We start from the raw sequence: 25,220 nt of genomic DNA on the forward strand, positions 1-25,220 counted from the left end.
CATTCCATGAAGATCACCGACATCCGCTTCGGCATGCTCCGCGTGCCGCTCAAGACCGCCTTCAAGACCGCCCTGCGCACCGTCGACACCGTGGAAGACATCGTCGTGATGGTGCATACCGACGACGGCCGCATCGGCTACGGCGAGGCCCCGGCCACGGCGGTCATCACCGGCGACACGCACGGCTCCGTGCTCGATGCCATCCGCCATTACATCGCGCCGCGCCTCATCGGGCAGGACGTGGCCGACCTCAACCGACTCACGCGCCTGATCCAGGGCGCGATGGAGCGCAACACGAGCGCCAAGGCCGCCGTCGAGATCGCCGTCTACGACCTCTGGGGCCAGCTCTACGGCGCGCCGCTCTACAAGCTGCTCGGCGGCGGCGATCCGGTGATCACCACCGACATCACCATCAGCGTCGACTACATCGACAAGATGGTGGCCGATTCGGTCTCCGCCGTGGAGCGCGGTTTCGAATCGCTGAAGATCAAGGTCGGCAAGGACATCGGCGTGGACATCGAACGCGTGCGCGCCATCCATGCCGCCGTGGAGAACCGCGCCCTGCTTCGCCTCGACGCCAACCAGGGCTGGACGGCGAAAGAAGCCGTCTATGCATTGCACGCGCTGGAAGACGCCGGCGTGCGCCTGGAGCTGGTCGAGCAACCGGTGAAGGCGCGCGACCTGGAAGGCATGCGCTACGTCACCGAGCGCGTGCATACGCCGGTGATGGCCGACGAGAGCGTGTTCGGTCCGCTGGAAGTGATGGAACTCATCCGCATGCGCGCGGCGGACATCATCAACATCAAGCTGATGAAGACCGGTGGCATCTCCAACGCCATCCGCATCGCCGACATCGCCGGGCTGCACGGCATCGACTGCATGATCGGCTGCATGCTCGAATCGAGCATCAGCGTGGCCGCCGCCGTGCACGTGGCCGTGGCCAAGGCCGACGTCATCACCAAGGTGGACCTCGACGGTCCCTCGCTGTGCGCCTACGATCCGGTGGACGGAGGGGTTACCTTCAACGAGTCGGAAATCTCCATCACCGACGCCCCCGGCCTCGGCATCCGCGAAATCCGCGGCCTGGAAGTCCTGTAGGAAGCGACCATGTCTCCTTTGGTGAAGATCCGCTCCGAACGCGACCGCATGTCGGCGGTGGAGCGGCGCATCGCCGATTTCGTGCTGGAAAACGCCCAGTTGCTGCGCGATTACTCGTCGCAGCAACTCGCGAACGCGCTGGGCATCAGCCAGTCGAGCGTCGTGAAGTTCACCCAGAAGCTGGGCTTTCGTGGCTATCCCGATCTCAAGTACTCCGTGGGCGAGGCCATCGGCCGCGCCGACGACGACGAGGCACCCGATGCCCGGCATGCCGGCGACGCGGTGGGCGCCATGCTCTGGGAGCGAAAGACGCGCGCACAGGAAGCCACGGAGTCGATCAATCCGCCGGACGTCATCGCCCATGCCGCCGATGCGATCGGCGCCGCCGGGAAAGTGTTCCTCATCGGCCTGGGCGAAGACGACCTGCATGCGCATGCGTTCGCGCTGCGCCTGTCGCTCCTGGGCATCGTCGCCCTGCGCCAGCACGATGCCGGCGACCTGGCGGCGCAAGTCGGCCTGGCCGGTGCGGGCGACGTGTTGGTCGTGTTCTCCGAACACGGCCGGCTTCCCCTGCTGACCAAGGCCGCCCGCCACTTCCGCGAGCGGCGCGGTCGCGTGGTGAGCGTCACGCGGCATACCGCCAACCCGCTTCGCGCGATGGCCGATCTTTCGCTCGTGGTCGCCGCGCACGACGACGCCTCCTACGTGCAGTCGCTGATCTACCAGTCGACCGTGCAGCAACTGATGGACCGCATCTTCGTCCATCTGTGCGAAGGCGACGGCGGCCGTCACCAACGTTACGTGGACGCCCTCGATCGCATCCATCAACTCTTCGAACCCTGACCGGAATCCTCCCATGCCCACGCGCGCGTTCCGCCTCACCGGCCTTCTCGCCCTGTCGCTGTCCACCGGCGCCCTCGCCTACGAGGCGCCCGTGGCGTGGTCGGTGTCGCGGCAGATGATCGTCGTCACCACCGAGGGCTGGAACGCCGACCACGGCACCCTGCGCACCTACGTGCGTGACGGTACCCGCTGGAAGGCGGACGGCGAGGCCACCGACGTCACCATCGGCAAGGCCGGCAGCGCATGGGGCCGGGGGCTCAGCCCGGCGCAGACGGACGGCCCGCAAAAGCGCGAGGGCGATGGACGTAGCCCCGCGGGCGTGTTCCGGATCGGCACGGCCTTCGGCTATGCCGAGACCCATCCCACGGCCATGCCCTACATGGGGCTCAAGGCCTCGGATTACTGCGTGGACGTCGACGGCTCGCCTTACTACAACCAGCTGGTGGACGAGGCCAAGGTCGGCCCGAAAGCCGTGGCCGGCGCGACCGAGGCGATGCGCCGCGACCTGCATTTCAACGGCGATCGCGCCTACCGGATCGGCTTCGTCATCGAACACAACGCCGACGGCAAGAAGGGGGCGGGCAGTTGCATCTTCGCCCACCTGTGGAAGTCGCCCACCTCGCCGACCGTCGGCTGCACGGCGATGACGGAAGGCGCGATGGAACGCCTGCTGGCCTGGCTCGATCCCACGAAGAAGCCCGTCTTCGTCCTGCTTCCGAAAGACGACTACGTTCGCCTGCGCGATGCCTGGAACCTCCCCGCCCCATGAGCACCCATGACGTCGTCGTCATCGGTGCCGGCATCGCCGGCGCGTCGCTCGCGTATTTCCTCGCGCCCCACGCCCGCGTGCTCGTCCTGGAGCGCGAGGCGTTCGCGGGCATGCACACCACGGGACGTTCGGCGGCCCACTTCAGCGAAACGTACGGTTCGGCCCAGGTTCGCGCGCTCACCCGGGCCACGCGCCCGTTCCTGTCGCGTCCGCCGGAGGGTTTCGCCGCACAGCCGATCCTGCACTGCCGGGGCTCGCTGGTGGTGGCTCGGGAAGACCAGGCCGACGCGTTGCATGCGGACTATCGACGCTTGCGCACGCGCACGCCTTCCCTGGCTTTGCTCGACCGGGAAGACATCCTCGCCCGCGTTCCCGTGCTTCGACCGGCGTCCGCCTACCTGGGGCTATGGGAACCGGACGCCGCGGACATCGACGTGAACGAACTGCACCAGGCCTTCCTTCGCGGCGCGAAAGCACGAGGCGCGGACCTCCGCATGCATGCCGAGGTGCGCTCGATCGAGCGCGACGGGCACGGCTGGAGGATCGACGACGAGATCCGGGCAGCGATCGTCGTGAACGCCGCGGGAGCATGGGCGGATGGCGTGGCGTCGCTGGCCGGCGTGACGCCGATCGGCCTGGAACCGCGGCGCCGCTCGGCGTTCCTGTTCGAACCGCCCGCGGACGTCGCCACGGCGGGCTGGCCGTTCGTCGTGGACGTCGACGAATCGTTCTACTTCAAGCCCGACGCGGGCCTGCTGCTGGGCTCGGCCGCCAACGCCGATCCCACGCATCCGCACGACGTGCAGCCGGAGGACTACGACATCGCCCTGGGCATCCATCGCATCGAGCATGCCACCACGATGTCGATTCGCCGGCCCACTCGCACCTGGGCGGGATTGCGCAGCTTCGTCGCCGACGGCGACCTGGTGGGCGGCTATGCCGCGGATGCGCCGGGGTTCTTCTGGCTGGCGGCACAGGGTGGCTACGGCATCCAGACCAGCGCGGCGATGGGCGAGGCCTGCGCGATGCTGGTGTTGGGGCGGGAGTTGCCCGCGCACCTGGTGGATGCGGGCATCACCCGGGACATACTTTCGCCCTCGCGCCTGTGACCTCTCCGCGTGCTGGAGCTCTTCGCCCTGGATTCCTGCGTGCGCAGGAATCCAGCGCCTGGCGTCCGATTCTCGCGAGACGTCGAATCGGCTCCTAGAAATCGTAAGACACGCTCAACCGCCCATACCTCGGCGCCTGCCGCTGCGTGATCACCCCGAACTGCGGCTCGGGCAGGCCCGGTCCCGCTTCCGAGTAAGGATACTGCTGCAACGCCCGCTGCTCGTTGAGCAGGTTGAACACGTTGGCGTTGAAGGCGAGCTTTCCTTCGGCGAAGCCCGGGCGCCAGCTCACGCCCAGGTCGATCTGACGGATCCAGGGCGTGCGCCCCTGCGTACCCGGCGGCGACGGCTCGCCATCGCAGTAATGGTAATGGCCGCCGTACTTGCCCGGGTCCTCGTGATCCGGACCGTAGTAGCCCAGGCAATGACGCGGCGTGCCGGAGACGATGCTCACGTTGGCCGACACCAGCCACTCGGGCGCGACCTGCCAATACCCGAACAGCTTGAACTGATGCGTGTGGTCGTTGCTCTGCGGACCGTTGGTGTGCTCCATGATGTACGCATTGTCCCAGTCCTCGCTCGTGGACGCCGCCGTCTGATTGAGGTCGGAGCGAAGCTGGCCTTCCGTATTGCCGTAGCTGCGCGAGAACACGTAGTTGGCCCGGGCATACCACGTGCCGTCGAACGGATGCTCGAGCAGCAGCTCCAGGCTGTAGTAGGAGCGCTTGAGACGATCGAAACCCAGCTCCCCGTTGGTGATCGGCACGTCGACGTGGTTGCCCGCGGTATCGAGCAACACGAACGTGTTCGCCTGGCCGGGATTGAACAGGTAGCAGCTGTTCGCCTGCGCCGTGTCGATGTTCAGCCCGAGCGACTGTCCCTTCTCGACGATGCGCTGGATGTCGCAGTAATCGTCGATGGCGTTACGCAGCTTGCGGTAGGTGAGCTTCGCCCCGTAGACCCACTCCGGGCCGAAGGTCTTGGTGAAGCCGAGGATGTACTCGTCCTGGTTTTCCGGCTTCATGCCACGGGCCGCGACGGTCTTCGGATCGGGAAGCTGGCCGAAGTTGTTGTTGGCCGACACGGGAACGCCGGGCGCGATGGCCGTCAATCCCGTCGGCTGTCCGTCCGGCGCGATGCCCTGGTAGGTGAAATACTGCGACGTGCTCAATGCACCGCCGGCCGCGTTGAGCGCGGGATTCAACGGCAGCGCGAGGTAGTAGCGTCCGGCATTGCCGTACACCTTGAAACTCGCGTCGCCGTTCACGTCCCAGCTGAAGCCCAGGCGCGGCGCCCACTGCGGCGACGTCTGCTTGATGTATTGGTCGCCGTTGGCGTTGTAGTTGGTGAACTGGTCGTTGCGCAGGCCCAGCGTGAGCAGCCAGCGGTCGGACACCTGCCACGCGTCTTCCACGTACTGCGCGCGCTGGCTCGAACGCACCGTGGCGAGGCTCGACGACACGCCGCGTATCACGTAATAGCCATCCTCACCGCCGGGGTAGTTGCCCGGCGCGTCCACCCCGAGGCCGGTGGAAATCGGCAACGAGGGGTTGCCCTGCTGGTAGTCCCACGAGTAACCCGGTCCCGACGTGGCCGTGCCCTGGTCGAAGGCACGGGCCTGCTGGTTGTCGATGCCCAGCGTGATGGTGTGGTCGCCGAGCGTGTAGTGCACGTCGAAGCGGGTGTTGGTCGTCTCGTTGCGTCGACCGGGATTGGATAGCGACGTCACCGTTTGGCCCGACGTTCGCGGAACACCCCCGGTCAACGCCGGATTCTGGAACTGCGCATCGTCGATGTAGACCGCGTTTTCGTCGTAACCGGACGGCGAGACGTAATTGTTCGTGCGCATCTTGCCGTACTGCGCGCTGATCGTGAGATTGTCGGTGAGGTAGCCGGTGTACTTGGCCGTGTAGACGTCGCCGCCGAACTTCTCGTTATTGGCGCCGGACAGGCGCGGGCCGCGGTGGCCGTCGGCATAATCGTAGGAATAGATCGTTCCCGAGCGTTCGGTCTTGTCCGAGGCACCGGTCACTTCGACGATGTTGCTGTCGTTGATATTCCAGTCGAGCTTGGTGTACCAACGTGGCAGCTGATAGCGATAAGAGCGGTAAGGGGTGGCCTGCGTCACGTCGTTGGCGACCGCACCTGTCTGCCGCTCCACTTCCGCGGCCGCGAAGATGTAGAGCTTGTCCTTCACCAACGGGCCGCCGCCGTAGAGACTCGCCGTGGTGGACGTGCGCGTGCTTGCGGAATTCAATTGGAACAGGCGGCCCGCCACCGGTTGCGGCGGCAGGCCGTTGGTGTAGTAGCTGTTCTTTCCGTCGGCACGCAGTCCGTTCGGCTCCCATATGAGCTGCGCTCCCGCATGCCACTCGTTGGTGCCACGCTTGCCCACGACGTTGATCACGCCACCGTCGGAACGTCCGTACTGCGCGCTGTAGCCGCCGGTGAAAACCTCCTCCTGCTCGATGGCACCATACGGCAACGAGATGCCGCCGAAGCCGCGCAACGGGTCGGTGGTATTGAACCCGTTGACGTAATAAGCGTTTTCGCTCGCCGCCGAACCGCCGAACGACACCAGCGAATTGCCCGTGGCGCTGGTGTAGCTGCCGCTGTTGTTCACGGCACCCGGGGCCAGCAGCGCGATGGCCTCGGAACTGCGCCCCAACGGCAACTTGGCCAACTGTTGCGAGGTGACGACGGTGCGCGAGTCCACCGTGGAAACGTCGATGGATGGCAGGGCGTTCGCCCGCACGTCGACGCCACCCAGGTCGGTGGCCTCGGTCGCGGTGAACGATACCTCCACACCCGATCCCACGCGCAAGCTCACGTTATCGCGGGATCTCGTGACCGCACCCGCATGCACCACCGACACCGAGTACGTACCCAGCGGAAGCTGCGCCGCGCTGTAGCGTCCCCGGTCGTCGACGGGCACGTCACGGGACACCCCCGTATCGCTCGTCACCCGAACGACATCGCCCCGCCCTCCATCGACCTGGCCGTAGATCGAACCGGTGGTTGACTGGGCAAATGCGGCGGGAGAAAGGGCGGCGAGCAGCGAAGCCGCGAGGATCGATCGTCGGAAGGAAAGCATGGAACTCCTGAAGTGCACGATGAGAGGGGGACGGCCGTCATCGCGCCACGCCGGGGCGTGACGATGCGAGGGTGACGGTCGGGCGAACATGAGCGCCCGTTGCGCCGGAAAGGCGTCGGTTCGTGGAATCGGTCGGCTAGACGAGGGGCGATCGACCGCCCGGCGTCATGTCGTCAATGCGAGTGCGTACATCGCGCGCAAGGCGCGAGGGCCCAGCGGGAGACGCTGGCAACGTTGGAGTGGCGCATGATGAACCCCTTCGGCACATGCTGCTATGCGTCAAAGCTAGCACATCATCCGGACGGCGTGTCAAGCATTTAGGCGTCCAAATGATTTCATCGTGATGCACTGCTTGTTTCAGGCGAAACCTCCGACGGGGCGCCTGATCGCGTAGGCCTCGACCGCGACCCGCGTCGTTCACGTGCATTGCGACGTGAAATCACCTAAGTTCGCGCGCTTCCACCGACACGATCACATGGAGACGTGATGAAACACACTATGAGAACCCACCTCCGCCGCCTCTTCGCCTGCATCGCGCTGGCGATCCCGCCCGTGTACGCCGCGGAAACGGACGTGACCGCCCGTTTCGACGCGAGCGTATCGAACGGTCTTCCGGTGACGCTATCCGTCCACCATCGCGCGGCGCACGCCGACGACGGCGACGAGCGCGCCGGCTCGCTTACCGTCGACCGCAGGCTGCCCGTGGAAGCCGTATTTCCCGACGGCACGACACATGTCGTGTACGCCGGCACGCTCGATGGAAAGGAGGTCGTATTGACGGGAAGCGACGACCACATCGACATCGGCGACGGCGAGAGAGCATCGCGAGGCCTCAGCGCGATCGACTCACCGTCCAAGGTTCGCGTGAGGAAGTCGGTCGACCCGACGCCGGTCGAGGGGGTGCGCACGCTGGACGTGCATTTCTTCCTTCACGACAACCTGCGCGAACGGCATACGGCGGACGACATCCACGCCGACTACGTCGCATGGTGGTTGAAGGACATGACGGACAACGTGCTGCCCTCCATGCGTATCGTCGTGCACTACCACCAGTCCGAGGTGGAGAAGGCCGTCACGTCGCATTACTACACTGCGCCACACGACATCACGAACCTGGACATGAGGAACGCGAATGCGCTCGAACTGATCGCTCAACGTGGGTCCGCGTGGGTTCGCCTGGTGGAGCAGGCGTCCGAAACGCACATGGAGAAGTTCGTGCTGCTGACGGGCCCGGTGCTGCCCTCGGGAGCTTATGGGCTCGCGTATCAGGGCGGCTCGGCGGCCATCGCCTCGCTCGACGGATCGTACCGCGTAGTGGCTCATGAAGCAGGCCATCTGCTGGGTGCCGAGCACGCCGACAGCGCCATCCTCTATTGGGGTGGCTGGTGGTGCGAAAGCAACATGTACCCGTACGCCTTCGGCCTGCGGTCGAAATGCTACGCATACACGAAGGAAAACGAGCGGCGCGTCCGCAACTATGTGATCGCCGGGGCGGACGTGCCGTTCCATGAACGGGTCGTCATCGAGGGATAACGGCTCCCTCGCCGTCATGGCCATGAAAAAAGCCGCGGCCCGAAGGCCGCGGCTTTTTTCCCGCACCGGCGAACCGGAGCGAACGGCTTACTTCATCAGGCCCGCGAGGGTCTTGCCGAGGTCGGCCGGGGACTTCACCGTGGTGACGCCCGCCTTTTCCAGTGCGGCGAACTTCGCCGCCGCCGTGCCCTTGCCGCCGGAGATGATGGCGCCGGCATGGCCCATGCGCTTGCCCGGAGGGGCCGAGGCACCGGCGATGAACGACACCACCGGCTTCTTGACGTACTGGCCGATGAACTCGGCCGCGTCTTCCTCGGCGCTGCCGCCGATCTCGCCGACCATGATGATGCCTTCGGTCTGCGGATCGTCCTGGAAGAGCTTCAGGCAGTCGATGAAGTTCAGGCCGTTGATCGGATCGCCGCCGATGCCGATGCAGGTGGACTGGCCCAGGCCTTCGTTGGTGGTCTGGAACACGGCTTCATACGTCAGCGTACCCGAGCGCGACACGATGCCGACCTTGCCCGGCTTGTGGATGTGGCCCGGCATGATGCCGATCTTGCACTCGCCCGGGGTGATGACGCCGGGGCAGTTCGGACCGACGAGGACGACATCGGGGTGCGACTTGAGCACGTTCTTCACGCGCATCATGTCGAGCACCGGAATGCCCTCGGTGATGGCCACGATGACCTTGATGCCGCCGTTGATCGCTTCGAGGATCGAGTCGGCCGCGAACGGAGGCGGCACGAAGATGACCGAGGCGTCGGCCTTGGTCTGGTCGACGGCATCGCGCACGGTGTTGAAGACCGGCTTGCCGATGTGCTCGGCACCGCCCTTGCCCGGGGTGACGCCACCCACGATCTGGGTGCCGTAGTCGATCGCCTGCTGGGCGTGGAAGGTACCCTGCTGGCCGGTGAAGCCCTGCACGATGACCTTGGTGTTCTTGTTGATCAGGACGCTCATGTTGCTTTCGCTCCTCAGGCCGCGGCGGCCACGGCCTTCTGGGCCGCATCGTTGAGATCGTCGGCCGGCGTGATCGCCAGGCCCGAGTTGGCCAGCAGTTCACGGCCCTGCTCGACATTGGTGCCCTGCAGGCGCACGACCACGGGGATCTTCAGGCCCACTTCCTTCACCGCGGCGATGATGCCCTCGGCGATGAGGTCGCAACGCACGATGCCGCCGAAGATGTTGACCAGGATGGCCTTGACCTTGTCGGACGACAGGATGAGCTTGAACGCCTCGGTGACGCGCTCCTTGGTGGCGCCGCCGCCGACGTCGAGGAAGTTGGCCGGCTCGCCGCCCGCCAGCTTGATGACGTCCATGGTGGCCATGGCCAGGCCCGCGCCGTTCACCATGCAGCCGATCGAGCCGTCCATGGTGACGTAGTTGAGGTTGTGCTGGACGGCGGCCGCTTCGGCGGCGTCTTCCTGCGTGAGGTCGCGCATGGCGGCGAGGTCCGGGTGACGGAACTCGGCGTTGTCGTCGGAATTGACCTTGCCGTCGAGGGCGGCGAGGTTGCCGTCGGCGAGGATCGCCAGCGGGTTCAGCTCGACCAGGGCGAGATCCTTCTCGTTGAAGAGCTTGTAGAGGCCCAGCATGATCTTGACCAGCTGGTTCACCTGCTTGCCTTCCAGGCCCATCTTGAACGCGAGCTCGCGCGCCTGGTACGGCTGCAGGCCCTCGACGTAGTCCACCACGAGGGTGTGGATGTCTTCGGGGGTATCGTGAGCGACCTGCTCGATGTCGACGCCGCCGTGCTTGGAGGCGATGAACGAGATGGCCTTGGTGTCACGATCGGTGAGGATCGAGAGGTAGAGTTCCTTCGCGATGTCGGTCGCGTCGGTCACCAGCACCAGGTTCACCGGCAGCGCGCGGCCGGCCGACTGGTAGGTTTCCATGTTGGTGCCGAGCATGCCCTTGGCGGCGGCATGGACGTCGTCCAGGCTACGGCAGAACTTGACGCCACCGGCCTTGCCGCGACCGCCGGCATGGATCTGGGCCTTGACCATCCACTGCGAACCGCCCAGGTGCTTGGCGGCGTCGACGGCGGCGTCGGGAGAGTTGGCGACCTTGCCCGGGGGCACGGCGATGCCGTACTTCGCGAACAGTTCTTTGGCCTGGTACTCGTGGAAATTCATTCGATACCTCGAGCGAACGGGAAAAACTCGTGAGAAAAGCGCGCGGCCGCGAACGACTCGCACGGGAGTGGGGAGGTGGAGCGATTGCGCCTTTTTCACGCAATACGGCCGCGTATTTTCCCGGATGGCGCCCCGGAAGGAAAGGGGCGCCGCCGCATACGCCGCCGCACGGGGGCTTTCCGGACCCCCGTCACACTGCCGCCGACGCGTGTTGCCGGCGCCGGGGCCGCCCCTATACTGACGGGCATCGAGGGCCCCGCCGGGCCCGCCCGCGGAGAACATCACCGGTGTCCACGCCCGCGCCGACCAAGGCGGCCAAGACCGGCACAGCGCCGACCAGCCCGCGTCACGAACTGTTCTTTTTCAACTACTTCCGGCTGGGCCAGGCGGCGGTCTACACCGCCCTGGCCTTCCGGCCCGAGCACCTGACCTGGCCCGCGCTGCCCGAACCTCTGCTCGCCCGCCTGCTGGGCATGGCCTACCTGCTGGCCGCCCTGGTGCTGGTGGCGCGCACCCGCCGATCGCTCAACCGTCCGATCCTCATCGTCTCCACCGGGCTGGTGCTGGACATCGTGGCCGCCCTGCTGGCCCTGGTGCTGATGCACGACGTGCGCATGGGCGTATCGATGATGCTGGCGGTGAACATCGCCACCGGCGCCCTGCTTCTGCCGCTGCGCCTGTCCATGTTCTTCGCCGCGCTCGCCACCCTGGGCATGCTCGGCCATTCCGTGTTCGACCTGGCCGACGCCTCGGGCACGACGGACCGCGAACTGGCGGAATACGGCCTGTTCGGCGCGGCCTACTTCGCCTGCGCCACGCTGTGCTACCTGCTCGGGCGCAACATCCGCGCCTCCGAGGCCCTCGCCGAGCAGCGCGGCCTCGACCTGGCCAACCTCGCCCAGGTCAACGAGCTGATCATCCGCCGCATGAAAACCGGCGTGCTGCTGGTGGACGAGAGCAACCGCATCCACCAGCTCAACGAATCGGCCTGGATGCTGATGGGCAACCCCTCGGCCGACCAGCGCGACCTGGGCACCCTCGCCCCGGAGCTTTCGCGTCGCCTGTACCACTGGCGCACCTCGGGCAAGCTCGACGAGAGCGCCACCATGCTGGCCGACGGCACGCCCGAGGTGGTGCCGCGCTTCTCCCGCCTGGCGCCCAACGACGACTCCCACGTGCTGATCTTCCTCGACGACACCTCGCTGGTGTCGCGCCGCGCGGAAGAACTCACCCTGAGTTCGCTCGGGCGCCTGTCGGCCTCCATCGCGCACGAAATCCGCAATCCGCTCGCGGCGATCCACTATTCGGCGCAGCTGCTCGCCGAATCCACGGACATGAACGATACCGACCTGCGCATGGTCGAGATCATCAACAACCATTGTTCGCGGCTCAACGAGATCATCGAGAACATCCTCCAGCTCTCGCGGCGCGAGCGCTCGCGCCCCGAAACGCTCGATCTCAGCCAGTGGGTGCATCACTTCGTGGCCGAGTACAAGCAGGGCAACGACCTGGGGGCCGACATCCTGCGCGCCGTCTCGGGCAGCGAGCCCGTGGCCGCGGTGGCCGATCCGCAGCACCTCCAGCAGGTGATCTGGAACCTCGTGCAGAACGCCCTGCGCTACGGCCGCCTGCCCGGCGAGCCGGCACGGGTGATGGTGGTGGCCCGGCACTCCGAGGCCGGCGTACCCATCGTCGAGGTCATCGACCGCGGTCCCGGCATTCCGCCCAAGGTGGCCGCGCAGATCTTCGAGCCCTTCTTCACCACGCACGAATACGGCACGGGGCTGGGGCTTTACCTTGCCCGGCAGATGAGCGAAGCCAACCAGGCCGCCCTCGAATACGTGCGCGTGGCGGGCGGTGGCAGCTGCTTCCGGGTGAGCCTCACGCCCCCGGCGCGCAGCGCCGCGGCGCTGCCCGCCGCCGCCCAGGCATGAGCCCGGCGCTTTGCTCTCGCGGCCGGGGCGGGTACATTGAGAATATTCACCGAATTTTCCGGACCCCATGAGCAAGCAGACCGTACTGGTCATCGACGACGAGCGGGACATCCGTGAGTTGCTGACCATCACCCTGGGCCGAATGGAACTCGACGTCGACGCCGTGGGCAGCGTCACGGATGCGCGAAACGCCCTGGCGGGGCGTCGTTACGACCTTTGCTTCACCGACATGCGCCTGCCCGACGGCAGCGGCCAGGAGATCATCGAACTGATCGCGGCCAGCTATCCCGACATGCCCGTGGCGATGATCACCGCTTACGGCAACGTCGATGCCGCGGTCAACGCGTTGAAGGCCGGCGCCTTCGACTTCGTCTCCAAGCCGGTGGACATCCACCTGCTGCGCCGCCTCGTACGCACCGCGCTGCGCCTGTCCGAGGAGCGCAAGGCGGAAAGCGGGGCCAAGGCGGCCGGCGGTCCCGGTGCCGACCGCCTCATCGGCGATTCGCCCGTGATGGCCGAGGTGCGCGGCAAGATCGCCAAGCTCGCCCGCAACCAGGCCCCCGTCTACATCGCCGGCGAATCCGGCGTGGGCAAGGAACTGGTCGCCCGCCTGATCCACGAGCTGGGCCCGCGCTCGGCCGGTGCCTTCGTGCCGGTGAACTGCGGCGCCATTCCCTCCGAACTGATGGAAAGCGAGTTCTTCGGCCATCGCAAGGGCAGCTTCACCGGCGCGCACGCCGACAAGGAAGGCCTGTTCCAGGCCGCCCAGGGCGGCACGCTGTTCCTCGACGAAGTCGCCGAGCTGCCGCTGCACATGCAGGTGAAACTGCTGCGCGCGATCCAGGAAAAAGCCGTGCGTCCCATCGGCGGCCGCGACGAGATTCCCGTCGACGTGCGCATCCTCTCGGCCACGCACAAGAACCTCGCCGCGCTCGTCGAGCAGGGCCTGTTCCGCCAGGATCTCTTCTACCGCATCAACGTCATCGAACTGCGCGTGCCGCCGCTGCGCGAGCGCCGCGGCGACGTGCCGAAACTGGCCGACTTCGTCCTGCGCCAGCTCGCCGACGAAGCGGGCACGGCACCGAATCGCCTGCGTCCCGAGGCCCTGGCGGCGCTGGAGGCGTATCACTTCCCCGGCAACGTGCGCGAGCTGGAAAACATCCTCGAGCGCGCGATGGCGATGTGCGAGGGCGACACCATCGAGGCCGACGACCTGATGCTGCCGCAACGCGCGCCTGCCGCGGCGCCCGCGCAGGCCACGCCGGAATCGGTGCTCGCCGCGGCGGCGGGCATTCCCGCGCCGGTGGCCGCCGGCCATGACGGTTCGCTCGAGGATTACATCTCGAACATCGAGCGCGACACGATCATCAAGGCGCTGGAAGAGTCGCGTTACAACAAGACGGCGACGGCCAAGAAGCTGGGAATCACGTTCCGGGCGTTGCGGTACAAGTTGAAGAAGCTCGGGATCGATTGATCGCTTAGCGAAGAGCCGATGGAGCGCGTTCGCCTGCTCCGACGGAAGGCGCTGGGTTCCTGCGTGCGCAGGAACGACGTGAGGCCATTTCGTAGGCAACGTGGAATCTCGTTACTCGTCGTTCCTGCGCACGCAGGAACCCGGCGCCTCTCGCCCGAGATATCGACACCGCTCATCGGCTTTTGTTTTCCCTGAGAAAAGCCACGAACGCCCGCAACGCCGCCGACTGGTGGCGCCGGCTCGGGAAGTACAGGTAGAGCTCGCCGATCGGGTGGGACCATGCGGGCATCACGTGCACGAGCTTTCCGGCGGCGACGGGGTCGGCCGCCATCCCGGCCGGCACGCTGGCGATGCCCAGGCCCGCGACGGCCAGGGCGATCTGCGACGCCAGGTCGTGCACGACCGCCGCCGACGATGGCACGAACGACACGGTGTCGCCTCCGCGGCGCAGGGTCCAGGGGATGACCAGGCCGGTACCCTGGCTGCGGCAGGCGATCGCGCGATGCTCGCGCAGGTCGTCCGGCATCCCCGGCACGCCCCGGGCATCGAGATAAACCGGCGACGCGACGAGAATCGCCTCCGCGGCGGGCGCGACGCAGACGGCGACCATGTCCCCGTCGAGGTGTTCCCCGTAGCGCAAACCGGCGTCGTAGCCCTCCTTGACGATGTCCACCAGGCGCGCCTCGACCGCGATCTCGAGATCCACGTCGGGATAACGCTCCTGGAAAGCCACCAGCACCGGCGCGATGTGCAGTTCGAAAGGCGCCCGCGGCATGGTCAGGCGCAGCGGCCCGGCCGGTCGTCCGCTCCGGCCCGAGGCGTCGTCCGCGGCCTGTCGCAGCGACGCGAGCGCGGGCGCCACCGTGCGCAGGTAGTCGTCGCCGACGTCGGTCAGGCTCAGGCTACGGGTCGAGCGACGGAACAGCGGCGTGCCGAGCCGCTTTTCCAGCGCACCGATGGCCTGGCTCACCGCGGAGGGCGACATGCCCAGGCGCCGGGCGGCTTCCGAGAAACTGCCCGCCTCCGCCGCGGCGACGAAGATGGCCACTCCCTCTAAGGAATCCCTCGCTCGCATCGCTCACCTTGAAGTGCGGCTTACAGCCTCGTTCGCGATTGTAGTGATAGTGGCGAATACCCTTCCATCCTACGATCCTTCCATGACCCCGACCGATGATCGTGCCGACCCGCCGCACCTCCCATCCACGCACGCGCCGACGCTCGACCGACGCACGTTCCTGCTCGGCATGCTCGCGATGAGCGTCCTGCCGAAAGCCGCCTGGGCCGCGCCCTCGCCCGCGCCGACCTCGCACACGTTCGCCACGCCGCGCCATGCCACGCATTACCTGGAGAAAGGACCGGCCGACGGACCGCTGATGTTCTTCCTCCACGGCTGGCCGGAACTGAGCCTGGTCTGGCGGGCGCAGATCGACGCGTTCGCCGCCGAAGGCTGGCGCTGCATCGCGCCCGACATGCGCGGCTACGGCGGATCCTCCGCGCCGGCGGCCACCGGGGCCTACACGCAGGAACAGGTGGTGGCGGACATGATCGAGCTGCACGATCATCTCGGCGGCACGCCGGCGATCTGGATCGGGCACGATTGGGGAAGCGTCGCCGTCGCCTCGCTGGTGTCGCACGAACCCGCGCGCTGCCGCGGCGCCGTACTGATCTCGGTGCCGTATTTCCCCACCGGCAACACGTTGCGCACGCTGGTGCCGCTGGTCGACCGGTCGATCTACCCGGCGGACCGGTTCCCCGATGGTCAGTGGGATTACTACCGCTACTACACCACGCACTTCGCCTCGGCCGTGGCCGATCTGGACGCCGACAAGGCGTCCTCGCTGGCCTCCATCTTCCGGCCCGGCAATCCGTCGACGATGCGCGAGCCGGCGGCGAACGCGAGTGTCACGTCAAAGGGCGGACGCTTCGGCCCCGCGCATCGTGCACCGCCGACCCGGCCCGATCCCGCGCTTTGGCCGGCGGCGGACTTCGACACGCTGGTGAAATCGTTCGAGGCACACGGGTTTCGCCCGCCCTGCGCGTGGTATCTCAACGACGATGCCAACACGGCTTATGCGGCCAAGGCGCCGAACGGCGGACATCTCGCGATGCCCGTGCTGTTCGTCAACGGTACCTACGACCCGATGAACACCATCCAGGGCAATCATCTGGGCGATCCGATGCGCGCGGCCTGCGCCGACCTCACCGTGACGAACCTCCAGGGAGCGCACTGGCTGCCGCTGGAGCGCAAGGCCGAACTCGTCCAGGCCATTCGCGACTGGCTGCGGAGCAAGCAGCTGACGGCGTGACCACGCGTCTCTGCGGGACGCGTGGTCAGGGTTCAGCCCGTTTCCGCACCGCTCGCATCGAGGGCCTCGCGCACGGTGCGCAGTAGCGCATGCGACGGCACGGGCTTGTTGAGCACGTACAGGTGATCGAGTTGCGGCAGTTCGTCGAGGTTCGGCGGCGAATCCGACCGAGCCAGCAGCAGCACCGCGCCGCGATAACCGTGATCCAGCAACGCGGCCAGCGTGCGCACGCCGGTGAACAGGTTCATGTCGGCGTCCATCACCACGAGGTCGGGCACGCCGTGCGCTTCGATCCATTGCAGCGCCGCCGTGCCGCTCTGGCTCGCACCCGCCTGATAACCGTAGGCGTCGAGGGTATCCACCAGCAGCGACAGCTGCACGGCTTCCTCGACCACCACGAGCACGCGTTCGGCCTCGCCCTGCAGCATGGATTCCATGCCCGGCAAGGTATCCTCGTGCTCCACGGCCAACGGCAGGTAGAGATGGAACTGCGTGCCCTCGCCCTCGCGGCTACGCACGCGCATCAGGCCGCCATGGCTGGCCACGATGCGCTTGCACGACAGCAGGCCCAGCCCGGTACCGCCCTCCTTCGTCGTGAAGAACGGCTCGAACAGTCGCCGCAATACGGGTTCGGGCATGCCCGCGCCCGTGTCGATCACCGACAGGCGCAGGTAGCGGCCCGGCTCGGCCGTCTCGTTTTCCACGAAGAAATCGTCGGCCAGGTTCACCTGCGCCGTTTCGATGCGTAGCGAACCGCCTTCGGGCATCGCCTGTATCGCGTTGAGGCAGAGGTTGAGCAGGCACTGCTGCAGTTCGGTGTGGTTGCCTTCGAACGACACGTCCGGATCGACGATGTCCATGCTCATGTCGATCGTGCGAGGCACGCTGCCCTGCATGAGCAGCTTCAACGCATCCAGCAACGCACCCAGGCGAACCTGTTCCGCGCGTCGCGCGCCACGCGCGAACGACAGCATCGACGACACCATCTCCAGGCCACGACGGCCGCAATCGCGCACGAGCGTCCCCAGGCGAGCGAGGCGCGGATCGTCGGCGTAGTCTTCCAGCGTGTCGCCGGCAAGCAGAAGCGGCTGCAGCAGGTTGCGCAGGTCGTGGCTGAGGCCGCCGGCCAGCAAGGCGAGGCTTTCGAAACGCTGCGCCCGAATCAGTTCCTGCTCCGCGCGCGCACGCGCACGCTGCTCTTCCGCCTCGCGCAGCGCGCGGCGCACCGCCGAGGCCAGGCGCGCGGTGTTCTGCTTGAGGATGTAATCGGTGGCGCCGTTGCGCAGCGCCTCGATCGCGGCTTCCTCGCCGAGCGTGGCCGAAATGAAGATGAAGGGAACGGCGGCGTCGCGCGCGCGCAATATCTCCAGCGCACGCTCGCCGCTGAATCCCGGCAAGCTCAGATCGGAAAGCACGATGTCGGGATGGAACGAGTCCAGCGCCTCGACGTAAGCTTTCTCGTCGTCGACCAGATGCACCTCGTAATCGAGGCCATCATGGTCCAGTTCGGTCAACACCAGCTCCGCGTCGAGCGGGCTGTCTTCCACCTGGAGGATCCTGACCTTTTGCCCTTGGCCATTCATGACGGTATCCGCTGCCCCTGCCCGATTACTCGCCGTCCGGGCGCTGGTTGAGCACGGCCCAGAAATGCCCCAGGGTCTGCACCGCCTGGAAAAACTGATTGACGTCGACGGGCTTGAGCACGTAGGCGTTCACGCCCAGGTTCCAGCTGCGCGCGAGGTCGCTCTCTTCGCGCGACGACGAGAGGATCACCACCGGCAGGCGCTTCCACTGCTCTTCGGAGCGAAGATGCTGGAGCACTTCGAGACCGTCCATGCGCGGCATCTTGATGTCGAGCAGGATCACCGCCGGCTCGCTGTCACCACGATTGGCGTGCGCGCCTCGACGATGCAGCCAGTCGAGGCACTCCACCCCATCCTCGACGTGCACCACGGGATTGGCGAGTTTCGCCTCGCGAAGCGCGTCGATCGCCATTTCGGCGTCGGCCATCGAATCTTCGACGAGGAGGATGGTGCGCAGGTCGCGCTTGTTCATGAATCACCCGTTCTTGCGCCCGGAACGTCCGAGGCCGGTAGAGAAAAATGGAAGGTGGCGCCGCGGTCGATCTCGCCCTCGGCCCAGGTACGTCCGCCATGGCGGGCAACGATGCGTCGCACGTTCGCCAGCCCGATGCCGTTGCCGGGAAATTCGGAGGCACGGTGCAGGCGCTGGAACACGCCGAACAGCTTGCCCGCGTATTGCATGTCGAAGCCGGCACCGTTGTCGCGCACGAAGAATTCGTAGTCGCCCGCGCTCGTGCGGTCCAGGCCGATCTCGATCCGGGCGACTTCCCGGTTGCCGGTGTATTTCACGGCGTTGCCGATGAGGTTCTGCCACACGGTGCGCAGCATGTTCTCGTCGCCGATGACGATGGGCATCGGCGCGATGCGCCATTCGAGGCGACGGGTGCCCACGTCCGATTCCACCAGCGAGCGCGCTTCTTCCACCAGCGACTGCATGTCGACCGGTTGCAGGCGCAGCGCGCCGCGGCCGAGACGCGAGAAGACCAGCAGGTCGTCGATGAGCTGCGCCATGCGCCGCGACGAACTGCCGATGACGTCGATGTAGTGGCGCATGCGGTCGTCGGCGCGGTCGCCCAGGTGGGCTTCCAGCTTGGCGGCGAAGCCGGAAATATGCCGCAACGGCGCGCGCAGGTCGTGCGACACCGAGTAGCTGAAGGCCTCCAGCTCGCGGTTCACGTCGGACACCTGCTCGACCTTGCCTTCGAGCTGGCGGTTGAGTTCGTTGACCTTCTGTTCGACGAGCGCTCGCGCGGTGATGTCGCTCACGGTCAGCAACACCGCCGGCGTGGCGTCGTCGGGCTGCTCGATGCGGCGCGCGTTGATCACCACGAAGCGATCGACCCCGTCGACGGTGCGCTGGGTGAGTTCGTAATCCCACAGCTCGCGATCGCGCGCGATCACGTCGGCCAGTCGCTGGAGCAGCGCCGTATCGCTCCACGCCCCCTCGCCGATCTCGTTCAACGGGTGGTTGATGCCGCTTTCGGTATCGAATCCATAGAGTTCGGCAAAGGCGGTATTGACCAGCAGCGTGCGCAATTCCCCGTCGAGCATGGCGATCGGCTCGCGCACCGCCTGCACGATGAGCTGCGAGCGCATCACAGCCTCGGCCGTCTTCGATTCGGCGGCGAGGCGGATGGCGATCTGCCGCTCGGACACCATCACCACGATGCCGAGCAGGGCGATCTGGGCCAGCGCCGCCACCAGCAGCACCACGCGGTTGTTGGACGCCAGGCCCTGGGCCTGGGCACGACGCGCGCCGAGCAGCTTGGACTCCTCGTCGAGCAGCTCGAGCACCTTGGCGCGCACCGGAAACATGTGGCGTGCATCCTCCATCGAGGCCAACGCGCCGGCACGGTCGCCCGACTTCAGGCGCACCATGGCCTGGTCGGTGAGCGCGAGCCGCCCGCTCGCGATGGATTCGATGTTGCCCAGCCGGTTGAGCTGATCGGCGTTGTCGCGCGTCATCTCACGAAGCGAGGCGAGGATCTCCGGCACTTTCCGGCGTGGGGCCTCGATCCGTTCGTCGAGTTCGGGGTCGTGTTCCGCCCCGGCCAGCAAGGTGTACATGGCCGCCTCACTGCTGCGCAGGACGGCATCGAGCCGGTAGACGTTGGCCTTCACGTCGGCCGTATGGGTCACCCAGTCGCGCGAATTCAGCGCATCTTCGGCGCTGGACCGGGTCACCACGTACGGCAAAGCCACGATGGCGAGCACGGCGGCGAGCAGGCCTACCAGCCGCCAGCGCAACCCAATGCGTTCGATCATGCTTCCGTCATCCCCGCGACGATTCCCGTTCGGCCAGAACGGGCATTGTAAACGCGGGGGCGGTTTACATCCGTGAAGTCCGCGTGACGGGAGCGAAAGAAACCCGTCAGTTCGCGGGCTGGCTCATGGAGTACGGCTGCGCGCCCCTGCCGGTCGCCCAATCCTTCGCCGGGGCCTCCTGCATCGAGAAATGCAGCTCACCGCCGGCCACGATCTCCTCGTGGCGAATGAAGGTGCGGTCCAGGGGCTTGCCGTTGAGCGTGACCTTGCCGACATACGGGTGCTTCGCGTCGAGGTGGTCGGTGCTGACCGTGAAACGCTTGCCGTTGGAAAGGTTGAGCGTGGCCTTTTCCACGAACGGGCGGCCGATCACGTACTGGTTGCTGCCCGGCGCCACCGGGTAGAAGCCCAGCGCCGTGAAGGTGTACCAGGCCGACATCTGGCCGAGATCGTCGTTGCCCACCAGCCCCGTCGGCGTCGGCGAGTACTGGCTCTTCATGATCTCGGTGAGGCGCTCCTGGGTCTTCCAGGGCTGGCCGGCATAGTCGTAGAGGTATGCCACGTGGTGGCTGGGCTCGTTGCCGTGGGCGTACCAGCCGATGAGGCCGGTGATGTCCTCCACGTGGGCGAACGACTTGGGGTCGACCTTGGCGTCGAACACCGAATCGAGCTTCTTGACGAAGGCATCGGCGCCGCCGAGCGCGTCGATGAGGCCGGCGACGTCCTGCGGCACGTACCAGGAATACTGCCAGGCGTTGCCTTCGGTGTAGTCGCTGCCGTAGGCGGCCGACGAGGGGTCGAACGGCTCCCGGTAACTGCCGTCGCTCTTGCGCGCGCGCAGGAAGCCGGTCTTGGTGTCGAAGCTGTTCTTCCAGTTGCCGGCGCGCTTGTTGAAGGTGGCGGCGATGTCGTCCTTGCCCATGGCCTTGGCCATCTGCGCGAGCGACCAATCGTCGAAGGCGTATTCCACCGTCTTGGAGGCCGCTTCCGGCGAACGGTCGATCGCCACGTAGCCGAGCTTCATGTAATCGTCCAGGCCGCCATAGGGCCCGTAGGTGGCGCTGGCCACCATGGCCTCCAGGGCCTTGTTCGCGTCGTAACCGCGGATGCCCTTCATATAGGCATCGGCGATCACCGGCACCGCGTGGTAGCCGATCATGCACCAGGTTTCCATGCCCTGGTATGCCCACACGGGCAGGATGCCGAACGGGCTGGCCTCGCGCGCGGCGATGAGCGAGCTGACGAAATCGCTGCTCTTTTCCGGCTCGAGCAGGGTCATCAGCGGCTGCTGGGCGCGGTAGACGTCCCACAGCGACCAGGTGGAATAGAAGTCGAAGCCCTTGGCCTGGTGCACCTGGTCGTCCGGGCCGCGGTAGCGGCCGTCGACGTCCATCGACAGCGTGGGCGAGAGCATGGCGTGGTAGATCGCCGTGTAGAACGTCTTGCGGGTCTGCGCGGGGGCCTGCACGTCGACCACGGACAGGGTTTTCTCCCAGGCGTCGCGAGCTTCGCCGCGGCGGGCGTCGAAGTCGAAGCCGGCGCCGTCCTTGTCGAGGTTGGCGACGGCGTTGTCCTCGCTCACCGAGGAAATGGCGACCTTCACGACCAGCGGCTTGTCGAGGTTGCCGAAGTCGAACACGCCCTCGAGCGCCCGGCCGCTCAGGCCGTCGGTGTCTTCGGCGCGGTTGCCCGGACCGGAAAAGCCCCGGTAGGGCACGTTCTGCTCGCGGTTCTTCAGGCTGCGCGAGGCCAGCGGCTGGTTGAAGCGCATGGCGAAATACAACTGGCGGCCCGGGGCCCAGCCACGCGTGGTGCGGCCGCCGGTGACCGTGCCGTCCTCGCGCACGCGCAGCGACGACCACAGCACCTTGCCATCGTAATCGTAGATGCTGGGGCGCAGGTCGAGCAGGAGGTGGGCGGGCTTGCCCTTGGGGAAGGTGTAGCGGTGCCAGCCCACCCGCCGTCCGGCGGTCAACTCGGCACGCACGCCGTAGTCGGCCAGGGTGACGGCGTAGTACCCTGCCTCGGCTTTCTCGCTCGCGTGGTCGAAACGCGAGCGGTAACCGCTACCGGGCTGGTCGGGGGAACCGGGGTCCAGCCTCACGTCGCCGGCGATGGGCATGACGAGCACGTCGCCCAGGTCGGAATGGCCGCTGCCGGAGAAATGCGTATGGGAAAAACCCATGATGCTCGAATCGCCGTGCTGGTAGCCGGCGGCGTATTTGTACGCGTGCTTGAAATCCGGCATGGCCGTATCCGGCGAAAGCTGGATCATCCCGAAGGGAACCGTCGCGCCGGGGAAGGTGTGGCCGTCGCCACCCGTGCCGATCAGCGGGTCGACCGAGGCGACGGCGTCGTGCCCCTTGCCGGAGGACGCGGCCAGGGCGAGCCCGGGCAGGGCCAGGTACAGGGCGGCGGCAAGCAGGCCGCGGCGCAGGCGGGACGGGTTCGGCATCGGTGGTACCCCTCGAATGGACGCGTGATTCGCGGTCAGGATCATTTGGATCGTGACAAACAGTCAGAAAGTAGCAAAGATGCCGACGTCGCGCATGTTGCAGTGCGTGATGCATCCAAGACACCACCGCGCGATCATCGCCCGGTTTAGATCGTTTGAAGGAGTAACGATGCCGAGGACCACCCCGCAGCGCCGCAAGGTGACGCTGGCCGATATCGCCCAAGGTTGCGATGTATCGCGAGCCACCGTCTCGCTGGTGCTGCGCGGCAGCCCGCTCGTCAACTCCGCCACCCGGGCCCGCGTCGAGGCCGAGCTCAAGCGGCAAGGCTACGTCTACAACCGGGCCGCCGCCAACCTCCGCCGCCGCACCTCATCGAGCATCGGGCTGGTGGTGAACGACCTGGGCAACCCCTTCTTCGCCGAATTCGCCGCCGGCGCCGACGAATCGCTGGCCAGCGCCGGCTACGTCACCCTGCTGGGCAACACGGGTGAATCGCCCGAGCGCCAGCAGGCCGTGCTCACCTCCTTGGTGGAGCACGGCCCGGCGGGCATCATCCTGTCGCCCGCCGAGGGCAGCGAAGGCGAGCGCGTGCTTTCCGCCGTGGGCATGCACACCCCCCTTCTCGTGTTCAACCGCGAACTGCCCGACGACGAAGGCACCCATCGCTGGGACACGCTGGAAATGGACAACGAACACGGCGCGCGCCTGGCCACCGAGCACCTGATCGCGCTCGGCCACCGGCGCATCGCCTTCTTCGGCGGCCACCGCGATTCCAGCTCCGTGGAACAGCGCCGCCGCGGCTACATGAGCGCCATGCGCGACGCGGGCCTCACGGTGGAGCCGAACTGGCTCATCGAGAGCGCGCCGACGCGCCTGGAAGCGGCGCGCCAGACCGGCGCGCTGTTCGCGCGCGATCCGGCGCCGACCGCGGCGGTCTGCTACAACGACGCCGTGGCGCTGGGCCTGATGCTGGGGCTCACGCGCCGCGGACGCCGTCCCGGCGAGGATTTCGCCCTGACGGGCTTCGACGACGTCGCCGAAGCCTCGGTCTGCGTGCCTCCCCTCACCACCATCGCGGTCGACCCGCGGGGCCTGGGCAGGCGCAGCGCCGAACTGATCCTGCAACGATTGGGCAATCCCGAGACGGATACGGCCTATACGATCGCCCCCGTCCGGCTGGTAGTGCGCGAAAGCAGCTGCCCGCCGACTTCACCCTAATACCAATAACAAACAAAGGAGCGCCCCATGGCCACAGGTCCTTCGCCATTGCCCAGCTCGTCGTCTTCGGCGGGTACGGGTGATACCCGCTACACCTACTTCCCCCTTGCCCTGGGCGTGATGACGACGATCTTCTTCATGTGGGGGTTCCTGACCTGCCTGAACGACATCCTCATCCCCCACCTGAAGGCCGTGTTCGAACTGAACTACGCCCAGGCGCTCCTCATCCAGTTCACCTTCTTCGGCGCCTACTTCATCATGTCGCTGCCCGCCGGCCGGGTCGTCGCCGCGCTGGGCTACAAGAAGAGCATCGTCGCCGGCCTGATCGTCTCCGGTATCGGCGCGGCACTGTTCTGGCCCGCCGCCGGCATGCGCGTGTACGGCTTCTTCCTCGGCGCGCTGTTCATCCTCGCCACGGGCATCACGGTGCTGCAGGTGGCCGCCAACGCCTACGTGGCGCTGCTCGGCCCCGAGAAGACCAGCTCCAGCCGCCTCACCCTGGCCCAGGCGCTGAATTCGTTCGGCACCTTCCTCGCGCCGTTCTTCGGCGGCTTCCTCATCCTCTCCAGCGAGGTCAAGAGCAGCGCCGACATCGCGAAGATGAACGCCGCGGAGCAGATCTCCTATCGCGCGCACGAAGCCTCCACCGTGCAGGGTCCGTACATCGGCCTGGCCGTGGTGCTCGTGCTGCTGGCGATCGGCGTCTACCTGTTCAAGCTGCCCGCCCTGGAAGAAACCACCGAGAAGGCCGACGACAGCCAGCACTCGCTGATGGACGCCCTGAAGACCCCGCACGTGTTCTTCGGCGTGCTGGGCATCTTCTTCTACGTGGGCGGCGAGGTGTCGATCGGCAGCTTCATGATCAACTACCTGCAATTGCCCGAAATCGGCAACATGACCGGCGCGGTCGCCGCCAGCCACGTGGCGTTCTACTGGGGCGGCGCGATGGTCGGCCGCTTCATCGGCTCGGCGCTGCTGGCCAGGTTCTCGCCGCGCATGCTGCTGGCCGTGTTCGCCGTGATCAACGCCCTGCTGGTGATCACCACCATGGTCACCACCGGCACCGTCGCGGTGTACAGCATCGTCGTCATCGGCCTGTTCAACTCGATCATGTTCCCGACGATCTTCTCGCTGGGCATCGAGCGCATGGGCCCGCTGACCGGCAAGGCCTCGTCGCTGCTGATCATGGCCATCGTGGGCGGCGCAATCATTCCCTGGCTGCAGGGCGTGATCGCCGATGCCATCGGCCTGCAACACGCCTTCTTCATTCCGCTCATCTGCTACGCGTACATCGTGTTCTATGGCCTGAGCGGCTCGAAGGTCCGCAACGTGCCCGTCGCGTCGCGCTGATCCCATCCGCATGACGGTGGCCGGCACGATGCCGGCCACCGTGTTTTTTCCAT

General features: G+C 66.7%; 18 protein-coding genes. 10 read left to right on the top strand and 8 right to left on the bottom strand.

Annotation, left to right across the window (positions count from 1 at the left end; translation table 11 throughout):
* Window positions 1–6: 6 nt before the first annotated feature.
* From JNG39_RS16885 to JNG39_RS16900, 4 genes are read left to right on the top strand one after another with little or no spacing between them, the layout of a single operon-like run.
* Window positions 7–1,098: a dipeptide epimerase gene (locus JNG39_RS16885; protein WP_368313078.1), complete on the top strand. Its 1,092-nt coding sequence runs from the start codon at window positions 7–9 to the stop codon at window positions 1,096–1,098.
* 9 nt (window positions 1,099–1,107) lie between these two features.
* Window positions 1,108–1,941, top strand: coding sequence for a MurR/RpiR family transcriptional regulator (locus JNG39_RS16890; protein ID WP_368313079.1), 834 nt, complete (start codon window positions 1,108–1,110; stop codon window positions 1,939–1,941).
* Window positions 1,942–1,954: 13 nt separating this feature from the next.
* Window positions 1,955–2,710 (top strand): L,D-transpeptidase, encoded by a 756-nt coding sequence (locus JNG39_RS16895; protein ID WP_368313081.1) that lies wholly within the window; start codon window positions 1,955–1,957, stop codon window positions 2,708–2,710.
* Window positions 2,707–3,819, top strand: a complete 1,113-nt coding sequence (locus JNG39_RS16900; protein WP_368313082.1) for an NAD(P)/FAD-dependent oxidoreductase — start codon at window positions 2,707–2,709, stop codon at window positions 3,817–3,819. The genes JNG39_RS16895 and JNG39_RS16900 overlap by 4 nt, the downstream gene beginning before the upstream one ends.
* Window positions 3,820–3,913: 94 nt before the next feature.
* On the opposite strand, the gene JNG39_RS16905 is transcribed toward JNG39_RS16900, so the two are convergent.
* Entirely contained in the window at window positions 3,914–6,913 is a 3,000-nt protein-coding gene (locus JNG39_RS16905) for a TonB-dependent receptor (protein ID WP_368313083.1), read from the bottom strand.
* A 498-nt stretch (window positions 6,914–7,411) separates the two neighbouring features.
* Between JNG39_RS16905 and JNG39_RS16910 the strand changes: the two genes are divergently transcribed.
* On the top strand, window positions 7,412–8,446 hold the full coding sequence (locus JNG39_RS16910) for a reprolysin-like metallopeptidase (RefSeq protein WP_368313084.1): 1,035 nt from the start codon (window positions 7,412–7,414) through the stop codon (window positions 8,444–8,446).
* Between the two features lie 87 nt (window positions 8,447–8,533).
* On the opposite strand, the gene sucD is transcribed toward JNG39_RS16910, so the two are convergent.
* Both sucD and sucC read right to left on the bottom strand, forming a co-directional pair.
* Window positions 8,534–9,406 (bottom strand): succinate--CoA ligase subunit alpha, encoded by an 873-nt coding sequence (gene sucD / locus JNG39_RS16915; RefSeq protein WP_320550892.1) that lies wholly within the window; start codon window positions 9,404–9,406, stop codon window positions 8,534–8,536.
* A gap of 14 nt (window positions 9,407–9,420) precedes the next feature.
* Window positions 9,421–10,581: an ADP-forming succinate--CoA ligase subunit beta gene (gene sucC / locus JNG39_RS16920; protein WP_368313087.1), complete on the bottom strand. Its 1,161-nt coding sequence runs from the start codon at window positions 10,579–10,581 to the stop codon at window positions 9,421–9,423.
* A 287-nt stretch (window positions 10,582–10,868) separates the two neighbouring features.
* Here sucC and JNG39_RS16925 point away from each other — a divergent pair, with 287 nt between their 5' ends.
* Both JNG39_RS16925 and JNG39_RS16930 read left to right on the top strand, forming a co-directional pair.
* The gene (locus JNG39_RS16925) at window positions 10,869–12,515 is read left to right on the top strand and encodes a PAS domain-containing sensor histidine kinase (RefSeq protein WP_368313089.1); all 1,647 of its coding nucleotides are present in this window, start codon (window positions 10,869–10,871) and stop codon (window positions 12,513–12,515) included.
* A 67-nt stretch (window positions 12,516–12,582) separates the two neighbouring features.
* A complete protein-coding gene (locus JNG39_RS16930) occupies window positions 12,583–13,989 on the top strand; it encodes a sigma-54-dependent transcriptional regulator (RefSeq protein WP_368313091.1) in 1,407 nt (468 codons plus the stop codon).
* Window positions 13,990–14,161: 172 nt separating this feature from the next.
* Here JNG39_RS16930 and JNG39_RS16935 read toward each other — a convergent pair whose 3' ends face one another.
* On the bottom strand, window positions 14,162–15,037 hold the full coding sequence (locus tag JNG39_RS16935) for a LysR family transcriptional regulator (RefSeq protein ID WP_368313092.1): 876 nt from the start codon (window positions 15,035–15,037) through the stop codon (window positions 14,162–14,164).
* 109 nt (window positions 15,038–15,146) lie between these two features.
* Here JNG39_RS16935 and JNG39_RS16940 point away from each other — a divergent pair, with 109 nt between their 5' ends.
* A complete protein-coding gene (locus JNG39_RS16940; protein WP_368313093.1) occupies window positions 15,147–16,295 on the top strand; it encodes an alpha/beta fold hydrolase in 1,149 nt (382 codons plus the stop codon).
* 32 nt (window positions 16,296–16,327) lie between these two features.
* On the opposite strand, the gene JNG39_RS16945 is transcribed toward JNG39_RS16940, so the two are convergent.
* The 4 genes from JNG39_RS16945 to JNG39_RS16960 form a co-directional block, all read right to left on the bottom strand.
* Complete coding sequence (locus JNG39_RS16945; RefSeq protein WP_368313094.1) at window positions 16,328–17,878, bottom strand: response regulator; 1,551 nt, start codon at window positions 17,876–17,878, stop codon at window positions 16,328–16,330.
* 25 nt (window positions 17,879–17,903) lie between these two features.
* Entirely contained in the window at window positions 17,904–18,350 is a 447-nt protein-coding gene (locus tag JNG39_RS16950; RefSeq protein WP_368313096.1) for a response regulator, read from the bottom strand.
* Complete coding sequence (locus JNG39_RS16955; protein WP_368313097.1) at window positions 18,347–20,143, bottom strand: ATP-binding protein; 1,797 nt, start codon at window positions 20,141–20,143, stop codon at window positions 18,347–18,349. Before JNG39_RS16955 ends, JNG39_RS16950 begins: the two co-directional genes overlap by 4 nt.
* 106 nt (window positions 20,144–20,249) lie before the next feature.
* Entirely contained in the window at window positions 20,250–22,598 is a 2,349-nt protein-coding gene (locus tag JNG39_RS16960) for a GH92 family glycosyl hydrolase (RefSeq protein ID WP_368313098.1), read from the bottom strand.
* A gap of 169 nt (window positions 22,599–22,767) precedes the next feature.
* On the opposite strand from JNG39_RS16960, the gene JNG39_RS16965 reads away from it, so the two are divergent.
* Entirely contained in the window at window positions 22,768–23,817 is a 1,050-nt protein-coding gene (locus JNG39_RS16965; protein ID WP_368313099.1) for a LacI family DNA-binding transcriptional regulator, read from the top strand.
* 120 nt (window positions 23,818–23,937) lie between these two features.
* Entirely contained in the window at window positions 23,938–25,167 is a 1,230-nt protein-coding gene (fucP, locus tag JNG39_RS16970) for an L-fucose:H+ symporter permease (RefSeq protein ID WP_368313265.1), read from the top strand.
* Window positions 25,168–25,220: the final 53 nt, after the last annotated feature.

It is taken from the genome of Luteibacter sp. CQ10, assembly GCF_040900725.1.
GTDB lineage: Bacteria > Pseudomonadota > Gammaproteobacteria > Xanthomonadales > Rhodanobacteraceae > Luteibacter.

Excerpts from the sequence above, each read along its gene's own strand:
- JNG39_RS16885 (WP_368313078.1), top strand. The coding sequence starts at position 7 with ATGAAGATCACCGACATCCGCTTCGGCATGCTCCGCGTGCCGCTCAAG.
- JNG39_RS16890 (WP_368313079.1), top strand. The coding sequence starts at position 1,108 with ATGTCTCCTTTGGTGAAGATCCGCTCCGAACGCGACCGCATGTCGGCG.
- JNG39_RS16895 (WP_368313081.1), top strand. The coding sequence starts at position 1,955 with ATGCCCACGCGCGCGTTCCGCCTCACCGGCCTTCTCGCCCTGTCGCTG.
- JNG39_RS16900 (WP_368313082.1), top strand. The coding sequence starts at position 2,707 with ATGAGCACCCATGACGTCGTCGTCATCGGTGCCGGCATCGCCGGCGCG.
- JNG39_RS16905 (WP_368313083.1), bottom strand. The coding sequence starts at position 6,913 with ATGCTTTCCTTCCGACGATCGATCCTCGCGGCTTCGCTGCTCGCCGCC.
- JNG39_RS16910 (WP_368313084.1), top strand. The coding sequence starts at position 7,412 with ATGAGAACCCACCTCCGCCGCCTCTTCGCCTGCATCGCGCTGGCGATC.
- sucD (WP_320550892.1), bottom strand. The coding sequence starts at position 9,406 with ATGAGCGTCCTGATCAACAAGAACACCAAGGTCATCGTGCAGGGCTTC.
- sucC (WP_368313087.1), bottom strand. The coding sequence starts at position 10,581 with ATGAATTTCCACGAGTACCAGGCCAAAGAACTGTTCGCGAAGTACGGC.
- JNG39_RS16930 (WP_368313091.1), top strand. The coding sequence starts at position 12,583 with ATGAGCAAGCAGACCGTACTGGTCATCGACGACGAGCGGGACATCCGT.
- JNG39_RS16940 (WP_368313093.1), top strand. The coding sequence starts at position 15,147 with ATGACCCCGACCGATGATCGTGCCGACCCGCCGCACCTCCCATCCACG.
- JNG39_RS16945 (WP_368313094.1), bottom strand. The coding sequence starts at position 17,878 with ATGAATGGCCAAGGGCAAAAGGTCAGGATCCTCCAGGTGGAAGACAGC.
- JNG39_RS16950 (WP_368313096.1), bottom strand. The coding sequence starts at position 18,350 with ATGAACAAGCGCGACCTGCGCACCATCCTCCTCGTCGAAGATTCGATG.
- JNG39_RS16955 (WP_368313097.1), bottom strand. The coding sequence starts at position 20,143 with ATGATCGAACGCATTGGGTTGCGCTGGCGGCTGGTAGGCCTGCTCGCC.
- JNG39_RS16960 (WP_368313098.1), bottom strand. The coding sequence starts at position 22,598 with ATGCCGAACCCGTCCCGCCTGCGCCGCGGCCTGCTTGCCGCCGCCCTG.
- JNG39_RS16965 (WP_368313099.1), top strand. The coding sequence starts at position 22,768 with ATGCCGAGGACCACCCCGCAGCGCCGCAAGGTGACGCTGGCCGATATC.
- fucP (WP_368313265.1), top strand. The coding sequence starts at position 23,938 with ATGACGACGATCTTCTTCATGTGGGGGTTCCTGACCTGCCTGAACGAC.